The sequence below is a fragment of the Shimia sp. NS0008-38b genome, from assembly GCF_040370365.1.
Lineage (GTDB): Bacteria > Pseudomonadota > Alphaproteobacteria > Rhodobacterales > Rhodobacteraceae > Shimia.
This window is the reverse complement of record NZ_BAABWQ010000005.1, coordinates 77854-101028: the sequence shown is the minus strand read 5'-3', so window position 1 is coordinate 101028 and position 23175 is coordinate 77854. Positions and strand designations below refer to the sequence as shown.

The following is a 23175-nucleotide window of genomic DNA, read 5'->3' as shown; positions in this document are numbered from 1 at the left end:
TAACCCAGTTGCGACTTTCCTAGAAAAATGTATTGTCCTTTAAGTAAAGCGACACTGAGGACGAAAAATTCTGTGGCAAACGCACCTGAGAAAAACGACAACCATTTGCCACTGCCGGTCATTCGGCAGGCCACAACGCCAAGCGTTGCCGACCAGATTTTTGATGCGCTTAGTCAGCGAATTCTCTCGCTAAAACTCCCCCCCGGCACCAAAATTTCGGAGGCTGAAGTCGCCAAACAAATGGGTGTCTCGCGGCAGCCTGTTCGCGAAGCATTCAAACGTCTTGCAAAGCTTGGATTTTTGTTCATTCGCCCGCAAAGTAGCACAACTGTAAGCCTAATTTCGGAGAGCGCGGTGTTGCGAGCACGGTTCATTCGCACCGCGCTAGAGGTGAAAACCTCCAGAACAGCCGCTGAAACATTAGGTCCAGAGGGACTTGCGGAACTCGCCGCACTTATCGAAGAACAAAAAGACGCGATCTCCGCCAAAGACAGGGACAGATTCCACGCCTTGGATGATGCTTTTCATCGAGAAATCTGCGAGCAATCTGGTGTCGGCTATGTGTGGAATCTGATCCATGAGAACAAGGCACACATGGACCGCGTACGCATGCTCACCTTGGACTCCGCCTCACAAAAATTAGCATTGGATGACCATATCAAGATTTTCAATGCCATCAGGTCGAACGATACAGATGCGGTCGAGCGGGAAATGACAGAACACTTAGCGCGCATTCTAATCCAAATAGAGGCAATAAAAGCTGACAAGCACAATTGGTTCACTGAAAACACCCCATGACCGGAATCGCCACACTTGATTGCGGAGTGTACTGCGAAAATGTCGTGAGTAGTTCGGACCACCCATCACGGTTGGATTCACAATTCAGACGTTGATCGCATTGGAAAATTTTAGCCCACCCCTGTGCGCGCCCAACCGCCAAGTGGATTTGTATCAACTGTAAAGCGGAACACTTTTCGATCAGCTACAGAGAGCTTTGACTCTGGTATGAACGTCTGTGGCCCCCAACATCAGCCGTGTCGGCCTGAAGGTCGGGCTGAGGCCAATTCCCCCATCAGTCACCGAGCGCAGCTTCCCCCGCTGCTTTAGATCTAGTACGATATTTCATCGCCTACGAAGTCTACCCAAACCCTTGCGCGTCCAGCGCACAACGCTCGGTCTTTGAGAGAGCTGTTTGCACTCCACTACCTCCGCATCGGTCCACTAGTTTGCGCTTCGCTGCGACAGCGCTCCAATGACGACGGCCTGAAATTGGGTGAAATACTCGAAGGATGCCATCTCCGCTGCTTGCCTCGTTTTCGGTACTTAGGTGAGAGAAAACAGCGGATTTGTGCTGAACTCTTTCTTTGCCATCTCATTAGCCATCTTGAGCTTCACGACTTGAAATGTAATAACATAGCGAAAACAACAACGATCCACACCTTTTTATATCGGAGAAACAGTCATGAAACTCAAAGCCACGCTTCTTTGCAGCTCGCTCATTTGCGTTGCTTTGCCACTCACAGCTGAAGAAAAGCGCGAGCTGCAGTCGCATGAGCATGGCCACGGTGCACTCAACATTGCAGTTGATGACAACGTTCTTCTAATTGAACTTGAGGTGCCCGGGTTTGACATTGTCGGTTTTGAGCATGTCGCGCAAACTGATGCAGATAAGGCAGCGGTCGACGCCAAGCTTACGCAGCTTAAAGACCCTACTGCGCTCTTTGCGCTGCCCAAAGCAGCTGGATGTTTGGTGAGCAGCGCCGCGGCGGAGCTACATGGTGATGAGCAGCATCACGACACGCATGATGAACACGATGAGGCGCATGACGATCACAAAGACGAACATGACCATGATGACCATGATCACGAAGACCATGCCGATCACGACGACAACGAGACCCACTCCGAGTTTCACGCGGAATACGCTTTCGTGTGTGAAGATGCCTCAAAACTGACAAAGATCGATCTCAGCTATTTTAATGTCTTTGAAAATGCGGAAGAGTTGGACGTGCAGGTTGTAACCGATGATGGCGCCAAGAAAGTTGAAGCATCGCGGACAGAAACAACCATTGAATTGAACTGATCCGAAAGGCCTAGTACCCTAATGAGTGCCGCAATTGACATCAAAGATGCGGCATTCACCTGGCGGGGAAAAGCCAATTTTTCGCTTTCCATTTCCCGCCTAGAAATACCCGCGGGCGAGCGGGTTTTTCTTCTTGGAGAGAGCGGCAGTGGAAAATCCACGCTGCTGAGCCTAATTTGCGGTATTAACTGTCCGGACAGGGGATCGGTCTCTGTCGATGGTGTGGATCTTGGGCAATTGCCTGCCTCACAACGAGACCGATTTCGGGCCGAGAACATTGGTGTCATATTTCAGATGTTCAATCTTTTGCCCTATGTGTCACCGCTTGAAAACATCCTGCTGCCGCTTGCCTTTTCGCCACCCCGCCGAAGGCGGCTAAGCGATCCACGTAAAGAAGCGTTAAGGCTCACCGCTGCGCTCGGCCTTTCGGAAGCGCTGGTGGTGCAAGCCGACACAACCGAACTCAGCATCGGGCAGCAGCAAAGGGTCGCTGCGGCGCGCGCCCTGATCGGTAAGCCGCGGTTGATCGTTGCAGATGAACCCACCTCCTCACTGGACGCTTCCGCGCAGAAGGACTTTATTTCGCTACTGATGACACAAACCGAGCAAGTCGGTGCAACTCTGGTCATGGTTTCACATGATAGTCGATTGGCCTCTCAGTTTGACCGCAGTCTAGAATTGACCGACGTTGCCGAAATCACTCGAGGCGCAGCATGATCCTACTCAGCCTTGCCTACAAGTCTTTGCTGAGCCGGGTCGTAACATTCAGCCTCACGGTTTTTGCAATCGCCTTGTCAGTCGCTCTGTTTCTGGGGGTGGAAAAGGTGCGGACGGGAGCAAAGGCCAGCTTCGCAAACACAATTTCTGGCACCGATCTGATTGTTGGTGCACGCTCCGGCAGTGTGCAGCTTTTGCTCTATTCGGTGTTCCATGTTGGCAGCGCCACCAACAATGTCACGTGGCAAAGTTATCAGGATATCGCGGCGCGAGATGACGTCGAGTGGAGTGTTCCGCTCTCATTGGGCGACAGCCACCGCGGCTTTCGTGTTTTGGGTACCACAACCGCATTCTTTGATCGCTATAGATATCGTGAAGGGCGCGGTGTTGAGTTCGCTGAGGGACAACCCTTCACCGATCTGTTTGATGCGGTTGTCGGAGCTGATGTCGCGGTGGAACTGAGCTACCAGCCCGGCTCAGAGATTGTCGTCGCACATGGGATTGCCTCTTTTACCGAACATGATGACAAACCTTTCACGGTTACCGGCGTGCTGGAAAAAACAGGCACCCCACTAGATCGCACAGTGTTTGTCAGCCTTGAGGCCATCGAAGCCATTCACATTGACTGGCAAGGTGGTGGCCGATCCCAGAATACCATCAGCGCCCAAGAAGTGCGCGAAATGGAATTGACCCCAAAGGCAATCACTGCTGCGCTGGTGGGAGTGACCTCCCGCCTGAGGATTTTTGGACTTCAGAGATGGGTGAACGAATACCCCGAAGAGCCGCTCCTAGCGATCTTACCTGGTGTGGCCCTGAGCGAGTTGTGGAGTCTCATCGGCGTGGCAGAAACCGCGTTGATAGGCGTGTCGGCGATGGTTGTGATCACAGCACTCTTGGGCATGGTCGCGATGATCTTCTCCGGCCTGAATGAACGTCGACGGGAAATGGCGCTGCTGCGCGCGATTGGCGCGCGCCCGTGGAGCATTTTTCTTTTGCTGACGGCCGAAGCGGCTTTGATAAGCCTGCTGGCGGTTCTGTTGGGTGTGGCACTGCTCTACACGGGATTGTTTATTGCACGAGGCTACATTGATGCAACATTTGGTCTATACTTGGACATCACATGGCCGACGGCCCGCGAGTATCTGGTTTTGGTATCAGTGGTGATAGCCGGCACGACAGTGAGCCTGGTTCCTGCTATGCGGGGCTATTTCATCTCACTCGCAGACGGAATGCAGATGCGGTCTTAAATACATTGGAAACGGGCTCAAAATGATCACACGTCGCAGGTTTCTAGCAAACGTAGGTTCCACAAGTTTGGCGTCTCTGTCGACACCGCTCTTTGCAAGCAACTTGGTAGAGTTGGATTGGTCCGACCTGATCCCAGCAGGCGATACTGGCAAACTAATGGAGCAACTGCGTGGAATCGGCGTGGTCCAACATGGCCAGCTTTCAACGGGGTTCGAGCAAGCCGCTGCGGGCGGAGTCACCGAGGAGTTTAATGGCCAGACCGTTCGTCTACCCGGCTTCGTCGTCCCTCTGGATTTTAGGCCATCCGGTGTCACCGAATTTATCCTAGCCCCCTTTGTTGGCGCCTGTATTCATGTCCCACCGCCCCCGGCCAATCAGTTGATTCTTGTGACGGCAAAGAGCCCGTATGCGATGACCGATCTCTTTGATCCGGTGGAAGTGACCGGAACGTTTGGCACCGCCGCAACGACCACCGATCTTGCCGAAATCGGATATACATTGAGCGATGCGAAGGTACACCGTTACCGGATTTAAGAGCCCCACGCCGACCCAGAGGCATGTCAGCTACACCAACTCCCGCGGGCCATAGAGCATCCCGCATATGAGCCAGCAAAGCGACGCTGTGTGACCGTAGAGAATGCGGAACCATCTCACTCAGGCTCCCAAGCCGAAGGTGCACTAGCGCCGTATACAAACACGAACTGGTCCGACACACCTTGAAGCGTGCCGTAACACTTGAGGATCAAATGCCCATAGTTGGGCCAACTTTACTTCAAGTCCCGGCCTTCATAGCCATCATATGTCGCGCCATCTCAAAAATATGCGCGGCCTTTCGGCAAAGCGGCCGGCCTTCTCAATCAGAATTTCCTCGCCACTTAGAACCAGATCAAAGCCCGCCTTTTTGTAGAATTGGATCGCAGGATTTTCCGAGTGTGTGCCGAACACATGCAACATAGTTCGAACCAAGATGCTCTCATGGTTGCCTTTTGTCTCCGCCAATAGCGCGTTGATAAGTTTCGTTCCAACGCCTCGTTTCCTGACGCGTTCATCCACTCCGAACTCCGACAAATAAAGGCAACTATTCGGTTGGACACCGTATTCCGACGCAGAACTCAAAAACCCTTCATAAGACTGATAGGGCTGACCGAAGCAGTAACCCAGAACCTCTGATCCCTCCATCGCCAAAAGAATGAGACTGGAGTCGTCAAGCGCCTTTGGAGCCCAATCTGCGGCCGACATTGAACCGTCTGTGTCATTGTAGGGAACTCCACGCTGTACACGATCTATGAGATCGAAAAGAGCATTTCGATCCGCAATATTCTCGTCCGTGAAGCGGCGTATCTCGATCATGATTTAGAACCTTTGCTTTTACACCGTTTTGGCAACGACTTCGATTGAAGGCAGTGGCGGCTCCAGCGTCTTGAAACTCCGCTAGGCACACTTTAGCAAGTGTAATACTATAACACACTTCAAACGCCAGTCCTTAGTGTCCGCGTTTTGTCAAAAGCGAGCGCTACAAATGGCCCATTTGCATCAAGATCACGTTGGAATTCTGCTGCGCGTATTGTCTGGCTTTTTCTTTGCAACCATGATTGTCACAGTGAAACTCGTCAGTGTCGCCGTTCCATTGGGTGAAATCGTTTTCTTTAGGTCGGCTATTGCATTGGTCCCGCTGGTTGCGTTTTTGTGGTTAAGACAGGACTTTCCATCTGGTCTGCGCTCGCAACGGCCATGGTTGCATGTGGCACGATCAGTGTTTGGCGCAATGGCCACCTTTACATCTTTTGCTGCGATCACACGGCTCTCCGCTGCGGAGGCCACTTTGCTTTCCTACATCGCGCCGGTGTTGCTAGCTGTAATTGCTGTCGCGCTGCTCGGTGAAAGATTGACAATCTATAGGGCCGGTGGACTCTTGTTGGGTCTCGCCGGTGTTTTTGTGTTAGTTTGGCCAGAGCTGTCATCCATCTACCTGCAAGATCAAATCGGTGAAGAGCAAAGGCTCATCGGTATGGCGCTTGGCGTCACAACCGCAATCCTGACAGCTCTCTCTTTGATCGTGACACGAATTTTGACACGCACAGATAGCGTCGGTGGAATCGCATTTTGGTTTGCGGTTGCCACTGCCGGCGCCGGTTTGGGGACGCTGCATTTTGGGTGGGTGATACCCGATCCGAAAACCTTTGCTTTGCTGGCCGCTGCTGGGATTTTGGGCGGGTGTGCTCATATCGCAATGACATTGGCCTTCCGTTTTGCGCAAGCGACGCGCCTTGCGCCCTTTGAGTACATTGCCCTGATATGGCTTGTCCTCGCAGACCTCATGATTTTTGGGCAGTCCTTATCAACTGCATTTTTCGTCGCATTGCCCTTGGTACTTGGTGGCGCAGTGATTGCGGCAGTGGAGCGGACACGGAAACTGCCGGGGTGACCCGAATTTCATCTTGTCAATATGATACGTTATAACATATCGTATATATTCAAATAGCAAGCGACTGCCATACGGCTTGAACCTCAAACGACAGGGTGACTTTGGTACTATGAATAGATTCTCTTTTGGCCTGGCGCTTTCTGCGCTTTCCGCAGGTGCTGCAATGGCACAGGATTTCCCACTGACCATTGAAAACTGCGGTCACGAAATCACCTTCGAGGCGCCACCGGCAAGTGTGGTCAGCATTGGGCAAGCCACCTCTGAGGCGCTGTATTTTTTGGGTTTAGGAGACAAGCTGGCCGGGACCGCTGTCTGGTTCACGGATGTTCTGCCCCAGTTCGCGGAAGTGAACGCAAAGGTCGAGCGGCTCGCGGACAACACGCCGAGCTTTGAAGCCGTTGTTAACAAACATCCGGGCCTCGTGACCAGCCAATACGAATGGTATGTGGGGCCAAAAGGCTCTGTCGGTACCCGCGAGCAATTCCATGATCTGTCTGTGCCGACTTACATCTGGCCCGCAGATTGTGTTGGCAAAGACAACAGTGTTGGAGTGGACGGCACCCGCGAAGAGCTCATCTCTACCGAAGTGATCTACCGTGGCCTTATTGAGCTGTCGCAAATCTTTGGTGTGCCCGAAAAAGGTCAGACAGCAGTGGCTGAGCTGAAGACGCGCGAGGTGGCAGCAATCGACCGCGCCAAAGCACTGGGCCTTCAAGACACCTCCGCGCTTTTCTGGTTTTCCAGCGCCAAGATGGACGCCGATCCCTATGTGGCTGGCGAAAAAGGCGCACCGGGCTTTATGATGAAACAACTGGGCATCGAAAACGTGGTGCAGTCCAGTGAAGAATGGCCAACCGTTGGCTGGGAAACGATTGCCAAAGCCGACCCGACCTACATCGTTCTTGCTGATCTGCAGCGTCGCAAGTTTCCCGCCGATGCCATTGAGGTCAAACAAGAGTTTCTGCAAACAGATCCAGTGGCCAGCCACATGGACGCTGTGAAAGCAGGCCGTGTGATTGTACTGGACGCCCACGCCATGGACTCAACAATCCGTACGATCTCTGGTCTCGAACTTCTGGCCAACATCATGGAACAGCAGGCAGCGACTCAGTGACGACAAAAACACTCGGCGGGCTCAGCCCCGTCGTCTCACTCACAATTGGGGTGGCAACCATGGTTGCCGCCCTTGGCTTTGCTCTGGTGGTCGGGGAAACTCGAATTCCCCTAGACGTCATTTGGAATGTCTTGAGATTTGAGTTTGGATTTATGGCCCCGAAGGTCAATCCAATCGATCATGGTATCCTGTGGAGCTACCGTCTCCCACGTGCCATCGTTGCCATGGCCTGCGGAATGTCTTTGGCACTGAGCGGCGTTGTGTTGCAGGCGCTCCTGCGCAACCCGCTCTCAGATCCCTATATTCTTGGCCTTTCTGCCGGGGCCTCCACCGGTGCCGTCGCTGTGGCCATCCTTGGGTTCGGCGCAGGTGCACTGACGCTCTCCGGTGGGGCTTTTATTGGCGCAATGCTGGCCTTTGGCTTTGTCGCTTGGCTGGCCCGCCTAGCGCGCGGGAACTCTGGGACAGCGACATCCAGCCTTGCCCTGTTGCTCGCTGGCGTGGCCGGTGCTCAACTCTTTCACGCCCTTACCGCACTTATCATTGCCAAATCTGCTGATGCAAATCAGGCGCGCGGGATCATGTTCTGGATGATGGGGAACCTTTCCGGAAGTCGCTGGCCCGATGTCTACTTGGCGGTCCCGATTGCTTTGGCCGGCGCCGGAGTGATCTTTGCCCATTTTCGCGCGTTGGACGCCATGACCTTTGGTCGTGAGGCCGCGCAAACAATGGGCATCCGCACCGGCTTGGTGATGGCCGTCTTGCTCAGTGTCACCGCTTTGCTCACCGCCGTGATGGTCTCACTCACAGGTGCCATCGGGTTTGTTGGTCTTGTTGTGCCGCATGCTATGCGCTTTTTGGTGGGAGTACGTCATGTACGGTTGATACCTGCCACGGCGCTGGCTGGCGGCATATTCTTGATCCTTGCCGACATTGGCGCGCGGGTTCTCATTCCCGGGCAGACGCTCCCAATTGGGGTGGTGACCGCCTTAGTTGGCGCGCCCACCTTTGCTGTCATTCTGGTCAGGAGCTCCCGTGCACATTCAGGTTGATAATGTCTCCAAAACCATTCAGGGCAAACCCATCCTGCGAGATGTTTCATTCACCATCGAGTCAGGGCAATCATTGGCACTGATCGGACCAAACGGGTCCGGCAAATCGACACTCTTGCGGGCAATAGCCGGGCTGCTTCCTATCGAGCGAGGCGCGGTCACCATAGACGGTGAAAGGGTCGACAAACTCTCACCGCGCAAACTTGCGCAACGCCTAGGATTTGTCACGCAAGAAGCCGGCACCACTGATGCGATACAGGTGATGGAGGCCGTCAAATTAGGCCGCACGCCTTGGCTGTCTTTTGCGGCACCGTTTGGTCATCGTGACCAACAGATTGTCGAAAAAGCCATGCGCGAAATGGCGATAAGCGATGACGGACACAAATTCTTCAACGCGCTTTCAGGAGGAGAAAAACAACGGGTACACATCGCACGTGTGTTGTCACAGACGCCTGAAGTCTTCCTACTGGATGAACCCACCAACCATTTGGACATCCGCCACCAAATTGCGATCATTGATTGGATCAAACATCAAGACGCTACAGTGGTGCTTGCGCTGCACGATCTTAACCATGCTTTCGCCTGCGACCGTGTGGCGGTTTTAGATGGCGGCACGTTGGCCGCATTTGGATCGCCAGAGGAAGTCTTGGTAGCCAGCGTCATTGAGCCAATTTTTCAGGTGGCTTTGCATCGAAATAGCGCTGAGCACATCGGTCATCCGGTCCTGACCTTCGCCAAGTCAAAGGTTGCATAACGTGTGACCGAAACACAGTGCGCGTTACAACCCAATAATGCGCGGCACCACAGTCAGATCTTGTTACAGCCAACGGCGCACATCAGCTATCTTCTCACGCCAACCTGTGCTCGACGTGACAGTGTATCATGTTGCCGATCGTCCGAACCTTGGTATCGAGGGCATTGAATATCTCGTCAAAGATATGGATTTTCGATTCTGGAATGCGCCAAATTTAATGCGCCAAGACAGTCCTCACACAATGGTAGCCTCCAGGTATCCCCACAAGGCCAAAGGCAGCTGCAAAGGAAAGGCGCCGATCACGCCTTTACTTTGTTTTGGCGTTTTTCTCTATCGTCCCATCCATCCACCGTCGACGACGAGCACTTCGCCGTTGACGTAATTGGCGGCATCTGACGCCAGAAAGACGGCAGGTCCAGCAAAATCTTGTGGCGTGCCCCATCGGCCTTGAGGAATGCGCTCGAGAATGGACTTAGAGCGGTCAGCGTCGTCCTGCAGCGCCTGCGTGTTATCGGTAGCAATATAGCCCGGCGCAATGGCGTTCACGTTGAGCCCCTTGCCCGCCCATTCGTTGGCCAACGCTTTGGTCAACTGGCCAATGCCCCCTTTGGACGCCGCGTACCCGGGCACCGTGATGCCACCTTGGAACGTCAACAAGGACGCGGTGAAGATGATCTTGCCGCTGCCGCGCGCCACCATTTGGCGGCCGATCTCACGGCTTAACACAAACTGCGCCGACAGATTCACCTCAATGACCTCATCCCAAAGCTCGTCGTCATGCTCTGCTGCAGGTTTGCGTTTGATCGTACCAGCATTGTTGATCAGGATATCGGGTGTGATGCCATCCGTTTCCAACTGGGCGCAGAAGGCCCTGACCGCCGCACGATCAGAGAAGTCACATTGATAGGCTTTAAAGCGCCGACCCAAAGCCTGTACAGCCTGCCCCACTGCGCTGCCCTCATGCTCCAACGAGGCACTCACGCCGATGATGTCAGCCCCTGCTTGCGCAAGCGCCTCAGCCATGCCCCGCCCAATGCCACGTTTACAGCCGGTCACCAGCGCAGTTTTGCCAGATAGGTCAAATGTGTTCAGCACGCTCATGCGTCTGCCCCTACTTTGATAAGGCTTTTCATGGCGGTCGGGCTGCTATCCAGCGCTTCAAACGCCGATTGGATGTCAGACAGCGGGCTGACATCTGTGATGACCGTCGCCGCATCCACGCCACCAGAAGCCACCACTTGGATCGCTTTCTCGTAGTCTTCCGGCTCATAAACGCGCGCGCCGATGAGCTGGAGCTCACGCCAGAAGAACTGAAACAGATCAATAGCCGGTTTCGTGGCGTGAATGGCGACCATCACAATCCGCCCACGGGTTGCGGCCACTTGCGTCATGGCATCCACGCCCGGCTGTGTGCCGGAGACCTCAAAGACCACATCCGCCCCTTTGTTGCCCGTCCGCGCGTCGATCTCTGCTTTGAGATCCTGTTCCAGCGGATTAACGGTGTCAAAGCCGAGCTTCTGCGCAATACCCAACCGGTGCGGATTGACCTCCGAAATCACCACCTTGCCACCTGCATCCCGTGCCACCATGGCCACCAGAATGCCAATGGGGCCTCCGCCAATCACGACCACATCCTCGCCCGGCTCAAGCCCAGAGAGCCGCACGTCGTGGCAAGCCACCGCCACAGGTTCGATCAGTGCAGCATGATCCAGACGCAGGGTTTCAGGCAACGCATGCAAGGTGAAGGCAGGCACATTCCAAAGCTCCTGAAAGGCGCCGTCGCTGTCCAGACCGATGAATTTGAGGTTATGGCTGATGTGGTGATGTCCCCGCTCAGTCGCCGGATTGGGCGCACCGGGATCAAGCGGGCGCACCACAACTGGCTGGCCGTTTGCCCAGCCCTCCACGCCCTCGCCCACCGCGGCAACCGTGCCTGACATTTCATGGCCCAGAATACGCGCAAACCCAACGCGCCCATCCATGTTGCCATGATAGGCATGCAGGTCCGTGCCGCAAATTCCGCAATAGGCAACCTTTATCTGAACCTCACCGGGCCCCGGCGGAGATGCCTCTATCTGCTTCACCTCAAAGGTCTTGTTGCCACGGTAAAAAGCGGCGGTGATCTCAACACTCATGGGTGCATTTCCTTATGTGCTTGATGTAGTTTATCCCAGTCAAAAGTCACGCCAATGCCGGGTTCGCTAGAGGCCACAGCCTTGTGGTCTTCGACCACAAGCGGGCGGGTGGTGTATTGATCGATCGGGAAAGAATGCACCTCGATCCAACCAGCGTTGCTTTGCGCGCTCACCAAACTGACATGCAATTCCTGCATCCCATGTGAGCAGACCGGCAGACCATGCGCCGCAGCTAGTTTTGCAACCTGCAACCAACCGGTGATCCCACCACAGTTGGAAGCGTCAGGTTGCAAAAAACCAAGTTTAGCTTCCGCAACTGCGTATTCAAACTCATGGATCGTGTGTAGATTTTCCCCCATTGCCAGAGGGATGTTGGTTGCATCCGCAATGACACCAAAACCTTTATAGTTGTCTGGGATAGTAGGTTCTTCAAACCAAGTCAAATCATAGGGCTCAAAGGCTTTGGAGGCTATAATCGCCTCCTCCACTGTCATCGAATAATTGGCATCCACCATAAAAGTGATGTCCGGCCCAATCAGCTCACGCACGGCCTTCACGCGCGCCACATCTTCTTCCAGAGTCGGTTGGCCAATCTTGATTTTCACCCCGTTAAAACCTTCATCCAGATACCCTTGAATCGACCGCAGCAATTTCGGAAGTGGGAAGTTCAGATCAATGCCACCCGCATAGGCCCGGCACCGGTCACTGCAGCCACCTGCCAGCTTCCAAAGCGGCTGATCGGATGCCTTGCAGCGCAGATCCCACAGCGCGATATCCACGGCGGAGATCGCAAACGACGCAATCCCTCCGCGCGCCACATAGTGCACATGCCACTGCATAGCATCATACAGTGCCTCGACATCCGTGGCCTCTTGCCCAATCAAAAACGGCGCCAAGTCATGTTCGATCATCGCCGCAATGGCGCGTCCGCCTTTGCCACCCGTGTAAGTGTAACCGGTTCCCTCCCGACCGTCCGCCAGCACAACAGCCACCGTGATCAACTCAAAATGCGTGTGATCCCCGTGTTTGGCGTCCGTCAGCACTTCTTCCAAAGGCACATCAAAAAGACGCACCCGGACTTTGGAAACTCTAGACATATCACACAACTCCCTTTTTGCCGCTGGCGGCAACGCGGCTTTGGAAGACAATCACCACAAACAAAAACGCGCCGCGGATCACCATCTGCCAATAAGCACTGAGACTAATCACCCCACGGCCGTTTTCAAAGTTAAGAATATTGAACACAAGGCCAAGCAAAAGTGCGCCCGCCACAGTGGCCGGTACAGACCCCAAGCCGCCGGTCAAAAGCGTGCCACCTACCACAACGGAGGCGATCGCAGAAAGCTCCCACCCCACGCCTTCAAGCGGCTGCCCCGCGCCAAAACCGGATGCCAAAAATAGCCCAGCCATTCCGGCACAGCCTCCGCTGAGCACATAGACAAACACTTTGGCTTTGATCACGCTCAGGCCCATCATTGTGCTGGCGTCTTCGCCGCCTCCCACAGCCAAAACCGTGCGCCCCAGCGACGTTTTTTCCAAAACAATCCAAAGCCCTACCACCATAATCGCCGTAATCACTATGGTCCACGGCAAGACCCCAAAGGCTTTCTCCATCCCCAGCTTGGTGAAATTGGACCCCCAGTCGATTGAGATGGTTTGCGCGCCAGAGATCACCAATGCGCCGCCCTTGGCACCCAACATCGTCGCCAGCGTGGCGATGAAGGGTGGAATGCGCATGGCGACCACAAAAAAGGCATTGATCGCACCAATGGCGAGCCCAGCCGCCACCGCCCCGGGCAAGGCAACCTGAATGCCATAAGGCGACAGATAGGCGGCCACAACCGATGTAAATGCTGCGACCGAGCCAACCGATAAATCAATGCCGCCCGTCAGAATGACAAAACACATTCCAACAGCGATCACGATGAACATGGCATTGTAGTTCAGAAATGAAGAAATATTGTAGGCGCCGCCAAAGTTATCATAGCGCATCAGGCCAAATAAAATGAGCACGATCAACGTGATCCAGACCCCAATTGTGTGAGTGTTGCCCTGCAGATACCGGCGCAGGTCAAAAGCAGTTGTGTCTAGCATCGCGATTACTCCTTGCGTGCCTGTTGCACGTAGACGGCCATAATGATGATGCCGGCCTTCGCGATCAGCGCGACCTCATCTGCCACGCCATTGGCCAATAGTGTGTATTTCACCAGTTGGATGATCACGGCACCAAGAATGGCGCCAAAGATTGGGGCCTTTCCACCCTGCAACAGCGTGCCACCAACCACCGCAGCAGCAATTGCATCAAGCTCCATGAGGTTGCCGATCCGTGCCGCATCAGAGGCAGAGTTGATCGCCACCACAATCAGGCCCGCTATGCCAGACAACCCGGCACAAATCACATAGGCCCCGATTTTGACGCGCTTGACGGGAACGCCAGAAAGCTTCGCGGCTTTCTCATTGCCGCCCACTGCCAACAATTGACGGCCAAACACGGAATGGTTGACTAGCCACCACACAATGATGGCGATAACCACAACCAGATAGCCCTGAAATGGGAACCCAAGAACCTTGCCGGTGCCCAAGTAACTGAACCCCGGATGGGTGAAGGTTTGAAGATTGCCATTGGTAAGTACCAGCGCAATGCCGCGCCCGGAAATAAAGAAAATCAGCGTTGCCACAATTGGTTGCACATTGAGGTAACTCACCATGAAGCCATTGAACACACCGCAGACCAGTGCGACCAACACCGGCACGACAATCGCCAACGCAAGACCCAGTTCTGGGTTTGCTTGGGCAAACGGCGAGGTGAAGATCAAGGGCGCTAAGGCTCCAGCCAACGCCATGACTGCGCCAACACTGAGATCAATACCACCGGTGGCAATCACGAGAGTCATTCCAACCGCCACAATGGCAATGGTGGCGACCTGGGATATGTTCACAAACAGGGTTTGCGGATGTAAAAAGTTCGGTGTCACCAAAATATTGAACGCCAAAATCACGAGTAGCGCCAAGGCGCCGCCGTTCTTGCTAATCCGCTTCCAATCAAAGGAGAGCCGCCGCAGACCGTCGCCCTGCGTTGATGACATTGGTTTGTTTTCTGCACTCATGACGCGCCTTTCTCATGATGGTGCGCGATGGCTGCGATCAAGCTTTCTTCGGTCACGCCCGGGTTTTGCAACTCGGTGACCGAGTAGCCGTCTTGCAGCACCACAATGCGGTCAGCGCCTTCGACAAGTTCCTCGAACTCAGAGCTGATCAGCAACACACCGAGGCCTTTTTCGACATAGTCTCGAATGATCGATTGGATCTCGAACTTTGCGCCAACATCCACGCCGCGCGTTGGTTCGTCCAAAATCAAAATTTTGGGGTCTAACGCCAACCAGCGCGCCAACAGCACTTTTTGTTGATTGCCGCCGGACAACTCGCGAATGGGTTGTTCCATACCGGCGGTTTTGATCCCCAGAGAGGTGATGAAACGTTCCACCAGCTCGGTTTCCCGCTTGCGATCAACCCGGCCCATTTTTTTGAGACGCGGCAAAAGCGCAAGCGTCATGTTCTCGCGGACGGACATGTGCGGAATGATGCCTTCTCTTTTTCGGTCCTCCGTGAGAAACCCCACCCCGGCCTCGATGGCCTGCGCAGGTGTGTTGAGCCGATCCGGCCCAGTTTTGTAGCTGATCTTACCATTTGTGAGATCATCCAGCCCGAAAAGCACGCGCGCCGCCTCTGTGCGGCCCGAGCCAAGCAGGCCACCCAAACCAACAATTTCACCTTTGCGCACCGACATAGAGACATTTTTTAGGCCATGTTTCGTGGCGATGCCCTCGGCTTCGAGCAACACCTCACCCGGTTGTGCTTTCTGCCCCCCAAGAGCTGTCATACCTGCGGCTTCGATCTCTTCGGGGTCACGGCCCAACATTTCGGAGATCAGACCCAACTTAGTGGTCTCAGCGATCACGTGCTGTCCCACCGTTTGACCATCCCGCATAATTGTCACGCGGTCGCAAATCTGATACAACTCGTCTAGGAAGTGAGAGATATACAGGACGGCCACCCCTTCCTTTTTTAACTCGCGCACCACACCAAATAAGATGTCGATTTCCTGATCATCCAGCGAGGATGTGGCCTCATCCATAATCACCAACTGCGCTTTCATTGACACCGCCCTGGCAATGGCAACCAGCTGCTGAATGGCGGTTGAATAGGTGCCAAGCTGCGCACGCACATCGATATCAACGCCAAAACGCAACAGAATTTCCTGCGTTTTAAGATGAGCGGCACTCCAATCAATCATGCCAAAGCGGGTGCGTGGCTCATAGCCCATCATTACGTTCTCAGTGACGCTGCGCAGCGGCACCAGGCTGAGCTCTTGGTAAATGGTCGCGATACCAGCATCTTGCGCCTCGCGCGGGGTGCTGATTTTGGTCTGCTGACCGCCAATCATCACACGTCCACCGTCCTTGCGATAAACACCTGTGAGAATCTTGATCAGCGTAGATTTACCGGCGCCGTTCTGGCCGATGATGGCATGTACTTCGCCTGGCTGAACGTGAAGGCTCGCGTCTTGAAGAGCGATCACACCGGCAAATGCTTTGCAAATACCAGACATTTCGATCAAATGGGTCATGTGGACCTACCTTGATGCAGATGTCCAAAAAGGGCGGCGGACCGCCCCTTTTGGCACAGGGAGTGTTTAGTAGGCTTCGTCGATATGATCGACGGCATTGTCGATGGTGAAGACACGGTCCTCAACTTTGACCCAACCGGGGATCTCTTCGCCAGCCGCGTAGCGCTTCATCACGTCGCAAGCGAGCGGGCCAAAGAAGGGCGAGCTTTCCACGGTGACGCCCATCTTGCCGTCAATGATCGCCTGCAACGCATCCCGAGTTCCATCAATGGACACGATGGTCACATCAACGCCGGGCTTGCGACCAGCCAGCTCCAACGCTTGAATCGCGCCAATCGCCATCTCGTCGTTGTGTGCATAAACCACATTCACATCGGGGTGAGCCTGCAGCAGCGTTTCCATGACCTGACGGCCAAGATCCCGCGCAAAATCACCGGTTTGGGACGCCACAATTTCAAAGCGATCATCGGTCAAAATCTGATCATCAAAACCCTTTTTACGATCATTCGCAGGAGAAGAACCCGTGGTGCCTTCTAGCTCCACAATCACGCCCTTATCGCCATCAAAGTTCGCGATTAGCCAATCCGCTGCACGCTGGCCTTGCTCGATGAAATCAGACCCCAAGAAGGCCACGAAGTGTTCGCCGGCTTTGGCGACATTGGGATCAACAGACCGGTCCACCAAGAACGTTGGGATGCCAGCCGCGTGCGCTTTCATCACCGCAGGGATCAGCGGCTTTTCTTCGCGTGGCGGTAGGAACAGCACGTCGATGCCTTGGGCAATCATGCTGTCCACATCAGCGACCTGTTTGGCGGCAGAACCTGCGGCATCAGTTGCGATGAGCTCCCAGCCACAGCTTTCCGCAGTATCATGGAACGATTTGGTTTCCGCAATCCGCCAAGGGTTGTTGCTCTCCATTTGAGAGAAGCCAACCTTGTAGGTGTCTTTCACAGCCAACGGCGGTGTTTCGGCGGATGTCAGCGTGGCGCCGAAACCCAATCCAATGGCCATAGCAGAACCAAGCAAAATACGACGTTTCATAAGTTTTCCTCCAGTTGAACGGCGACCCTCTCCTCGTGGCCGCATGTGATCCGGGCTTTAAGCCCAGTTGACGTACAGGCTCTGCTTTCGCAGGTACCCGTCGAAACCATGTTTTCCATCTTCCCCCCCAAGGCCCGATTGGCCCCAGCCATTGTGGAACGCGTGCACCTGCTCGCCATTGGCCCGGTTAAGATAGATTTCGCCGAATTTCAGCGCATAGGGCGTCTGCATGATGCGGCGGTGATTTTGGGTGAATACATAGGCTGAGAGCCCGAATGACGTGTCGTTCGCAAGCGCGAGCGCATGATCAAAATCATCCACGCGCAAAGCTGGAACAACAGGCCCAAAGACCTCATTCCTCATGATAGGGGAGGCATTGTTGGGCACCTCCAAAACCGTTGGCGCATACCAAAATCCCTTGGCAAAGTCGCCGTCGCTTAAGGCCCCCCCCTGAAGAAGCACGTCCGCGCCCTGCGCCACAGCGTCATCGACCAGCCTCGCGACCTTTTGCACTTCTTCGCGGCTGACTTTTGGGCCCATGTCCGGCGATTGCGTGGGATCACCAATGGTGAGCGCGGCGGATTGCGTGACAAACTTTTCTAGGAATTCATCTGCAATATCGCGATGTAAATACATGCGCTCGTTGCAGGTACAGATTTGCCCGCAATTGGTGTATCGCGCTACAACCGCAGCCGCGACTGCCGCATCAATATCCGCGTCTTCCATCACGATGAACGGAGCTTTTCCGCCAAGCTCCAAACGAAGAACTTTTATTCCATCAGCAGCGGAGCGAAAGATTTCCTGACCAGCGCGGGTGCTACCGGTCATCGTGATCATCGCGGTGATTGGATCCTCTACCAAGGCACGGCCGATTTCTGGCCCCTTCCCGGTCACCACATTGAAGAGGCCGTTTGGAAGACCCGCCTCTTGAGAGAGCGCCGCCAAGAACAAACCTGACAGCGGTGTGATTTCGTGTCCCAAAAGCACAAAAGCGTTGCCCGCGACCAAAGCAGGCCCAAGTTTTCTGGCCGTCAGCGCGGCGGGGTAGTTCCAAGCGGTCAAACCCACCACAACGCCATATGGAAAGCGGCGGATGTGGACTTCTTCATTTGGATTGTCGGAGGCCAAAATGTCGCCTTCGATCCGCCGGGCATTTTCGGCGGCATAAAACAAAAACTCTGCCGTCGCCCCCACCTCACCCAGCGCCTGATCCAGAGGCTTGCCCTGCTCTGCAGTGATAAGTTGGGCAAAATCTGCACGCCGCGCGAGAACCAATTCGCCAAGCTTACGCACCACCCTGCCACGTTCAACCGGCGGCACCTTGCACCAAGAAATCTGAGCCCGTCGTGCCGCCTCAAGTGCGGCTCTTGCATCCTCCACAGTTCCGCGTGGCGTGATGGCAATGACACCTTCTGTGGCGGGATTGAGGACATGACTAACCTCTGATCCAAAACCGGCATGCCAGATGCCGTCAACAAACATGTGGGCGGAAATAGGGGATGTTCCAGCGAGATCGAAGTTAAACACAGCTTATCCATTTTGGTATGACCAAAGTTGATCTTAGGTTTGATCTGATTCCAATTTTCTGTCAACCAATATATTAAAAAATGGAACTTCACGCCCAAATGGCCACCTGACAGCCTTCTTTTATTCTACTTTCAAAAACATTTGGTATGATTATAATGAAGGCACCGACTCCTCACGAGCACACTCAACAGTGGACCACCGCCACCGAAAGTGAACGAAATGAACGAAACCTTTGATTATATTGTTGTGGGCGGAGGCGCTTCGGGCTGCGTTGTCGCTGGCCGGCTCGCCGCTGAACTGCGCGGCTCGCAAGGCAAGGTTCTGTTACTGGAGGCAGGATACTCTAATAAGCATCCGCTTTTGGACATGCCACCGGGCATCTTCAAGATGATCAAAGGCACAAAATTCATGCGCTACCATAAGACCACGCCGCAGGCGCATCTCGATGGGCGTGTGCACGATATACCGCAAGGCCACGTGCTTGGCGGCGGCTCGTCCGTGAATGCGCAGGTCTATATGCGGGGAAGACCCGCTGACTACGACAGCTGGCAGGACACATTGCGCGGCTGCAACGACACGGTGCATTGGGACTGGAATGCCGTACTGCCACATTTTCGCGCCATGGAAGACAACAACCGCTTGCACAACGAACACCACGGAGTTGGCGGCGCTTTGAAAGTCTCCGATCCCGGCCACATTGACTCGCTGTCACGTCTATTCGTTCAATCGGTTCAGGGACTGGGTGAGCCGTTTTCATCCGACTTCAACAATGGCACCCAACGCGGCGTTGGCTTTTATCAATTCATGAACCGAAATGGACGGCGCTCTTCCAGCGCCTATGCCTACATTACCCCGCAACAAGACAATCCCAATCTTGTGGTGCGCTTGAAATCCGAAGTCGACAAATTGGTTTTGGAAGATAATCGCGTTGCAGCTGTGCGTTATCGCGACGCCAAGGGCGATGTACATGAGGTATCCGTCCAAAAAGAGGTCATCCTCTCCGCCGGCGCGCTCATCACACCTAAAATCCTGATGCTTTCCGGGATCGGACCAGCAGCGCATTTGGCCGAGCATGGCATCACCACCCACATCGATCTTCCTGGTGTTGGTGAAAACCTCGTGGATCATCCAGAAGTTCCAATCACGGCGCGCATCAAAGGTCGAGCAGGGTACTACAAACAAGGTGACGGGTGGCGCATGATCAAAAATGGCTTGCAATTCAAACTTTTCGGCAGCGGCCCCGTGACCTCCGCCGGGGTCGAAGCCGGCGCATTTGTCAATCCATCTGATCCAGACAGCCCGCCATCTGTTCAGGCGTTTTGTGTGCCGATTGTCTACGTGGATCGTGACACGCAACACTTGGTCGAAGACGGCTATGGGCTGACTGTGACCACAGTTGTTGTCAAACCAAAATCCCGAGGAACGGTCCGCCTGACCTCCGCGGACCCCACAGAGATGCCAGCCGTTTCGCCTAACTTACTCAAAGACGACGGCGATCTGGACACCATGGTTGCCGGACAAAAGTTCTTTTTGCAGGCGTTTGAAAACGCGCCGCTTGCCGCTCATGTCGACAAGGTGATGCTGCCCGCGCCAGATGCGCGATCCGACTCGGCATTGCGCGATCACTGCCGCCGCTTTGTCAAAACCAACTACCACCCAGCCGGAACCGCAAAAATGGGCCATGACCGCGATCCGATGGCCGTTTTGGATCCCCGCCTGCGCGTGCGCGGCGTGGACAACTTACGGGTCTCAGATCTCTCCGCGATGCCTGACATAAACGCAGGCAACACGCAGGCTCCTGCGATGATGCTTGGCGACCGCTGCGCAGACATGATAATGGGCCGCTTGTGAATCGGACCTGACACGCAGCCACTCCAGAAGAGAACAAGACAAAGGAGCACACCCCGTGCCCAGCACTGAAAAGAAGCAACGAGCGTCCGATTTGGTAGCCGACCAATTGGCGGCAAGAATTCAAAGCGGCGACCTTGTCGATGGACAACCATTGCCATCAGAACGCAGCCTGATCGAAGAGTTTGGCATCAGTCGCACCGTTGTTCGCGAGGCGGTTCTGGCGCTCTCCAATCGCGGCCTGGTCGAGGCACGGCCGCGCTATCGACCTGTTGTGCGCAAACCCGGCATCGATGCAGCCTTCACCGCTGTTGAAAGCATCGTTGAGCACCTCTTGCACGAACCAGGAGGCGTCAAAAATCTGTTTGATACCCGCATCATCATCGAAGCGGCGCTTGTACGCCAAGCCGCAGAGAGCGCCGACAAGGATGACATTGTTGCCCTGCGCACAGCATTGGCCATCAACAAAGAGGCGATTCACAACAGCGAAGAGTTTTATCAAACTGACATAGCGTTCCACAACGTGATCTATCAGATCTCAAACAATCCAGTGCTACCAGCGATCCACAAGGCCTACACCAGCTGGCTCGCCCCCCAATGGTCACAAATGCCTCGTTTGCCCGATCGCAATCAGGCCAACTTTGAAGCCCATCAAGCGATTTTTGACGCCATTTTAGCACGAGATGCCGACGCTGCTGAGGCTGCGTTGCGCAATCACCTGAACGCCGCATGGGAGCAAGTTGTCAAAACGTTCGTGGGCATCTGAACAAACGCACACGTTAGGGCACTTTGTTTAGGCTTTCGCACTGCGGCTGTGGTGCCAGATCAGGATGCCTGAGGCCGTGATCAAAACGGCCCCCAACAGCGTCGCGAAATCCGGCACATCATGAAAAACCAATACGCTGGCCAGCGCCATAAACACCAAATAGCTATACGAAAACGGCATCAAAAAACTGGCTTCAGCCCGTTTGTGTGCCCGTATTAGGAGCTCATGCCCTGCCCAAGCGCAGACGCCAATCGCGCCCATGAAGACCCAATCAAGCGGGCGGGACGGCGCGATCCAAACGGTCATCGCCAAGGGTGCCAACACAAGCGTGCCCAGCAAACCAAGGGCAAATTGCATGGTTGCCGCGTCCACGTCTTTGGCCAGCTTGCGGGTCAAAATTGAATACAGCGCCAGTCCAATGGCCGGGAGCAACATCATCACGGCCGCCCACTCTATGTCTTGGCCAAACGGCCGGATCACAACCAAAACGCCAACAAAACCCAAACCAACAAACGCCCAGCGCTTCGCGCCCACCTGTTCGCCCAACAAAGGTCCTGACAACAGGCACACAAAAATGGGCGAGGAAAACATGATCGCTGAGGTCATTGTCAGAGACAGGAATTTGAGCGCCACGAAATTCACAATTGTCGACCCCACCAACAGGCTCGCCCGTAAAAACAAAACCGCCCAAACTTTCGCTGGTAGACGCAAACGCTGTGGGCCGCGCCGCGCCACGTCGACACTGGTGATCGCGAATTGAACTGCATAGCGCAAGAACGCCAATTGCAACGCGGCATATCCCCCGGCAAGCAACCATTTGGTTGATGTGTCCGTCATGGAAAACAACACGTTGGCTGCCAACATCATAAACACCGCGACGGTGATCGTGCTCAGGTCGCCTGCGCGTTGTTTTGGGTCACCCATCCTTGAATTGGTCGATATAGTACTCAAGGATTTCCGGCACCAACTGCTCCCCCATGCCAGCGGCGTTCGCCCCTTCAAGCGCCGCCAAAGTGTTGTCCCCCATCAAGGTTTTGACGCCGGCGTCTTTGGTCATCTGAACGTAATAGCCAACATCTTTGGACGCGTTTTTTATGGAAAACTGCAGCTTAGAGGGGTCGCCTTCCAACGCATAGACCGACAAAAAATCCATCATGCCAGAGTGCAGCGGTCCTGCGGAGATCACGTTGTAGAGATCCTGACGGCTCAGACCCGCTTTATCGGCCATGGCAAAAGACTCCGACAGTGCATTGACGATGTTCTGAGCAAAAAAATTGTTGATCAGCTTGGTGGTGTGTCCTGCGCCCAATGCACCCAAATGAAAGACGTTTTCCCCCAGATCATCGAGCACGGGTTTCACCCGGTCAAATGCCTCTTTGTCACCCGCTGCCATGATATTGAGCAGCCCATCTATCGCCTGCTGAGGTGTGCGCCCCAGCGGCGCATCAAGGTACGTGCCACCCACGGCAGCAGTCTCCGCGCCCAGCGCCTTGGTCGACGCGGGCAGCGACGTGCCAAAATCAATCACAACCGCTCCAGCTGGAAGCCCCGCCAGTACGCCGTCATCGCCGCGCATGCGGGTTTCAACCTGATCGCTGGTGCTCATGCACATCATCACAATGTCGCTGCACGCGGCCAGCTCTTTTGCGCTGCCGACTTCAACGGCACCTGCGGCAACAGCTTTGTCCACCAATGGTCGAGAGCGATTGGCAACAATCGTCACCTCATAGCCCGTAGCGAGCAAGCGATGCACCATAGCACTGCCCATAAGCCCGATGCCAATAAATCCAATTTTGGGTTTGCTCATTTGTCTCTTCCTTCTCAACGGGCGAACACAT

General features: G+C 54.6%; 22 protein-coding genes. 11 read left to right on the top strand and 11 right to left on the bottom strand.

Features of this window, described 5'->3' with window-relative positions:
- The first annotated feature begins 27 nt into the window (after positions 1 to 27).
- From ABWV47_RS20925 to ABWV47_RS20905, 5 genes are all read left to right on the top strand, one after another.
- On the top strand, positions 28 to 798 hold the full coding sequence (locus ABWV47_RS20925; RefSeq protein WP_353315363.1) for a GntR family transcriptional regulator: 771 nt from the start codon (positions 28 to 30) through the stop codon (positions 796 to 798).
- Between the two features lie 664 nt (positions 799 to 1462).
- Positions 1463 to 2083 (top strand): zinc uptake protein ZrgA, encoded by a 621-nt coding sequence (gene zrgA, locus ABWV47_RS20920; protein ID WP_353315362.1) that lies wholly within the window; start codon positions 1463 to 1465, stop codon positions 2081 to 2083.
- A 21-nt stretch (positions 2084 to 2104) separates the two neighbouring features.
- Entirely contained in the window at positions 2105 to 2800 is a 696-nt protein-coding gene (locus ABWV47_RS20915) for an ABC transporter ATP-binding protein (RefSeq protein WP_353315361.1), read from the top strand.
- Positions 2800 to 4047: an ABC transporter permease gene (locus tag ABWV47_RS20910; protein WP_353315384.1), complete on the top strand. Its 1248-nt coding sequence runs from the start codon at positions 2800 to 2802 to the stop codon at positions 4045 to 4047. The genes ABWV47_RS20915 and ABWV47_RS20910 overlap by 1 nt, the downstream gene beginning before the upstream one ends.
- Positions 4048 to 4069: 22 nt before the next feature.
- Positions 4070 to 4582, top strand: a complete 513-nt coding sequence (locus ABWV47_RS20905; protein WP_353315360.1) for a DUF3299 domain-containing protein — start codon at positions 4070 to 4072, stop codon at positions 4580 to 4582.
- Between the two features lie 261 nt (positions 4583 to 4843).
- Here ABWV47_RS20905 and ABWV47_RS20900 read toward each other — a convergent pair whose 3' ends face one another.
- Entirely contained in the window at positions 4844 to 5398 is a 555-nt protein-coding gene (locus tag ABWV47_RS20900; protein WP_353315359.1) for a GNAT family N-acetyltransferase, read from the bottom strand.
- Positions 5399 to 5567: 169 nt separating this feature from the next.
- Here ABWV47_RS20900 and ABWV47_RS20895 point away from each other — a divergent pair, with 169 nt between their 5' ends.
- From ABWV47_RS20895 to ABWV47_RS20880, 4 genes are all read left to right on the top strand, one after another.
- Positions 5568 to 6473, top strand: a complete 906-nt coding sequence (locus ABWV47_RS20895; RefSeq protein WP_353315357.1) for a DMT family transporter — start codon at positions 5568 to 5570, stop codon at positions 6471 to 6473.
- Positions 6474 to 6582: 109 nt separating this feature from the next.
- Positions 6583 to 7587: an ABC transporter substrate-binding protein gene (locus ABWV47_RS20890; protein ID WP_353315356.1), complete on the top strand. Its 1005-nt coding sequence runs from the start codon at positions 6583 to 6585 to the stop codon at positions 7585 to 7587.
- Positions 7584 to 8639: a FecCD family ABC transporter permease gene (locus ABWV47_RS20885; protein ID WP_353315354.1), complete on the top strand. Its 1056-nt coding sequence runs from the start codon at positions 7584 to 7586 to the stop codon at positions 8637 to 8639. The genes ABWV47_RS20890 and ABWV47_RS20885 overlap by 4 nt, the downstream gene beginning before the upstream one ends.
- Positions 8623 to 9393, top strand: a complete 771-nt coding sequence (locus tag ABWV47_RS20880) for an ABC transporter ATP-binding protein (RefSeq protein ID WP_353315353.1) — start codon at positions 8623 to 8625, stop codon at positions 9391 to 9393. The genes ABWV47_RS20885 and ABWV47_RS20880 overlap by 17 nt, the downstream gene beginning before the upstream one ends.
- A gap of 330 nt (positions 9394 to 9723) precedes the next feature.
- On the opposite strand, the gene ABWV47_RS20875 is transcribed toward ABWV47_RS20880, so the two are convergent.
- The 8 genes from ABWV47_RS20875 to ABWV47_RS20840 form a co-directional block, all read right to left on the bottom strand.
- Positions 9724 to 10488, bottom strand: a complete 765-nt coding sequence (locus ABWV47_RS20875; protein WP_353315383.1) for an SDR family oxidoreductase — start codon at positions 10486 to 10488, stop codon at positions 9724 to 9726.
- 2 nt (positions 10489 to 10490) lie between these two features.
- A complete protein-coding gene (locus tag ABWV47_RS20870) occupies positions 10491 to 11528 on the bottom strand; it encodes a zinc-dependent alcohol dehydrogenase (RefSeq protein ID WP_353315352.1) in 1038 nt (345 codons plus the stop codon).
- Entirely contained in the window at positions 11525 to 12625 is a 1101-nt protein-coding gene (locus ABWV47_RS20865) for a mandelate racemase/muconate lactonizing enzyme family protein (protein WP_353315350.1), read from the bottom strand. The genes ABWV47_RS20870 and ABWV47_RS20865 overlap by 4 nt, the downstream gene beginning before the upstream one ends.
- 1 nt (position 12626) lies before the next feature.
- Entirely contained in the window at positions 12627 to 13622 is a 996-nt protein-coding gene (locus tag ABWV47_RS20860; protein ID WP_353315349.1) for an ABC transporter permease, read from the bottom strand.
- Positions 13623 to 13627: 5 nt separating this feature from the next.
- A complete protein-coding gene (locus ABWV47_RS20855; protein ID WP_353315348.1) occupies positions 13628 to 14635 on the bottom strand; it encodes an ABC transporter permease in 1008 nt (335 codons plus the stop codon).
- Positions 14632 to 16155 carry a sugar ABC transporter ATP-binding protein gene (locus ABWV47_RS20850; RefSeq protein ID WP_353315346.1) on the bottom strand — a complete coding sequence of 508 codons (1524 nt, stop codon included), beginning with the start codon at positions 16153 to 16155 and terminating at the stop codon, positions 14632 to 14634. Before ABWV47_RS20850 ends, ABWV47_RS20855 begins: the two co-directional genes overlap by 4 nt.
- A 66-nt stretch (positions 16156 to 16221) precedes the next feature.
- A complete protein-coding gene (locus ABWV47_RS20845; protein ID WP_353315345.1) occupies positions 16222 to 17196 on the bottom strand; it encodes an ABC transporter substrate-binding protein in 975 nt (324 codons plus the stop codon).
- Positions 17197 to 17253: 57 nt separating this feature from the next.
- Entirely contained in the window at positions 17254 to 18678 is a 1425-nt protein-coding gene (locus tag ABWV47_RS20840) for an aldehyde dehydrogenase family protein (RefSeq protein WP_353315343.1), read from the bottom strand.
- A 264-nt stretch (positions 18679 to 18942) separates the two neighbouring features.
- Here ABWV47_RS20840 and ABWV47_RS20835 point away from each other — a divergent pair, with 264 nt between their 5' ends.
- Together ABWV47_RS20835 and ABWV47_RS20830 are read left to right on the top strand one after the other, a co-directional pair.
- Positions 18943 to 20574, top strand: a complete 1632-nt coding sequence (locus ABWV47_RS20835) for a GMC family oxidoreductase (protein WP_353315342.1) — start codon at positions 18943 to 18945, stop codon at positions 20572 to 20574.
- A 55-nt stretch (positions 20575 to 20629) separates the two neighbouring features.
- Positions 20630 to 21337: an FCD domain-containing protein gene (locus ABWV47_RS20830; RefSeq protein WP_353315341.1), complete on the top strand. Its 708-nt coding sequence runs from the start codon at positions 20630 to 20632 to the stop codon at positions 21335 to 21337.
- A gap of 27 nt (positions 21338 to 21364) precedes the next feature.
- On the opposite strand, the gene ABWV47_RS20825 is transcribed toward ABWV47_RS20830, so the two are convergent.
- Positions 21365 to 22261 carry a DMT family transporter gene (locus ABWV47_RS20825; protein ID WP_353315339.1) on the bottom strand — a complete coding sequence of 299 codons (897 nt, stop codon included), beginning with the start codon at positions 22259 to 22261 and terminating at the stop codon, positions 21365 to 21367.
- On the bottom strand, positions 22254 to 23144 hold the full coding sequence (locus tag ABWV47_RS20820; RefSeq protein ID WP_353315338.1) for an NAD(P)-dependent oxidoreductase: 891 nt from the start codon (positions 23142 to 23144) through the stop codon (positions 22254 to 22256). The genes ABWV47_RS20825 and ABWV47_RS20820 overlap by 8 nt, the downstream gene beginning before the upstream one ends.
- Between the last annotated feature and the right edge of the window lie 31 nt (positions 23145 to 23175).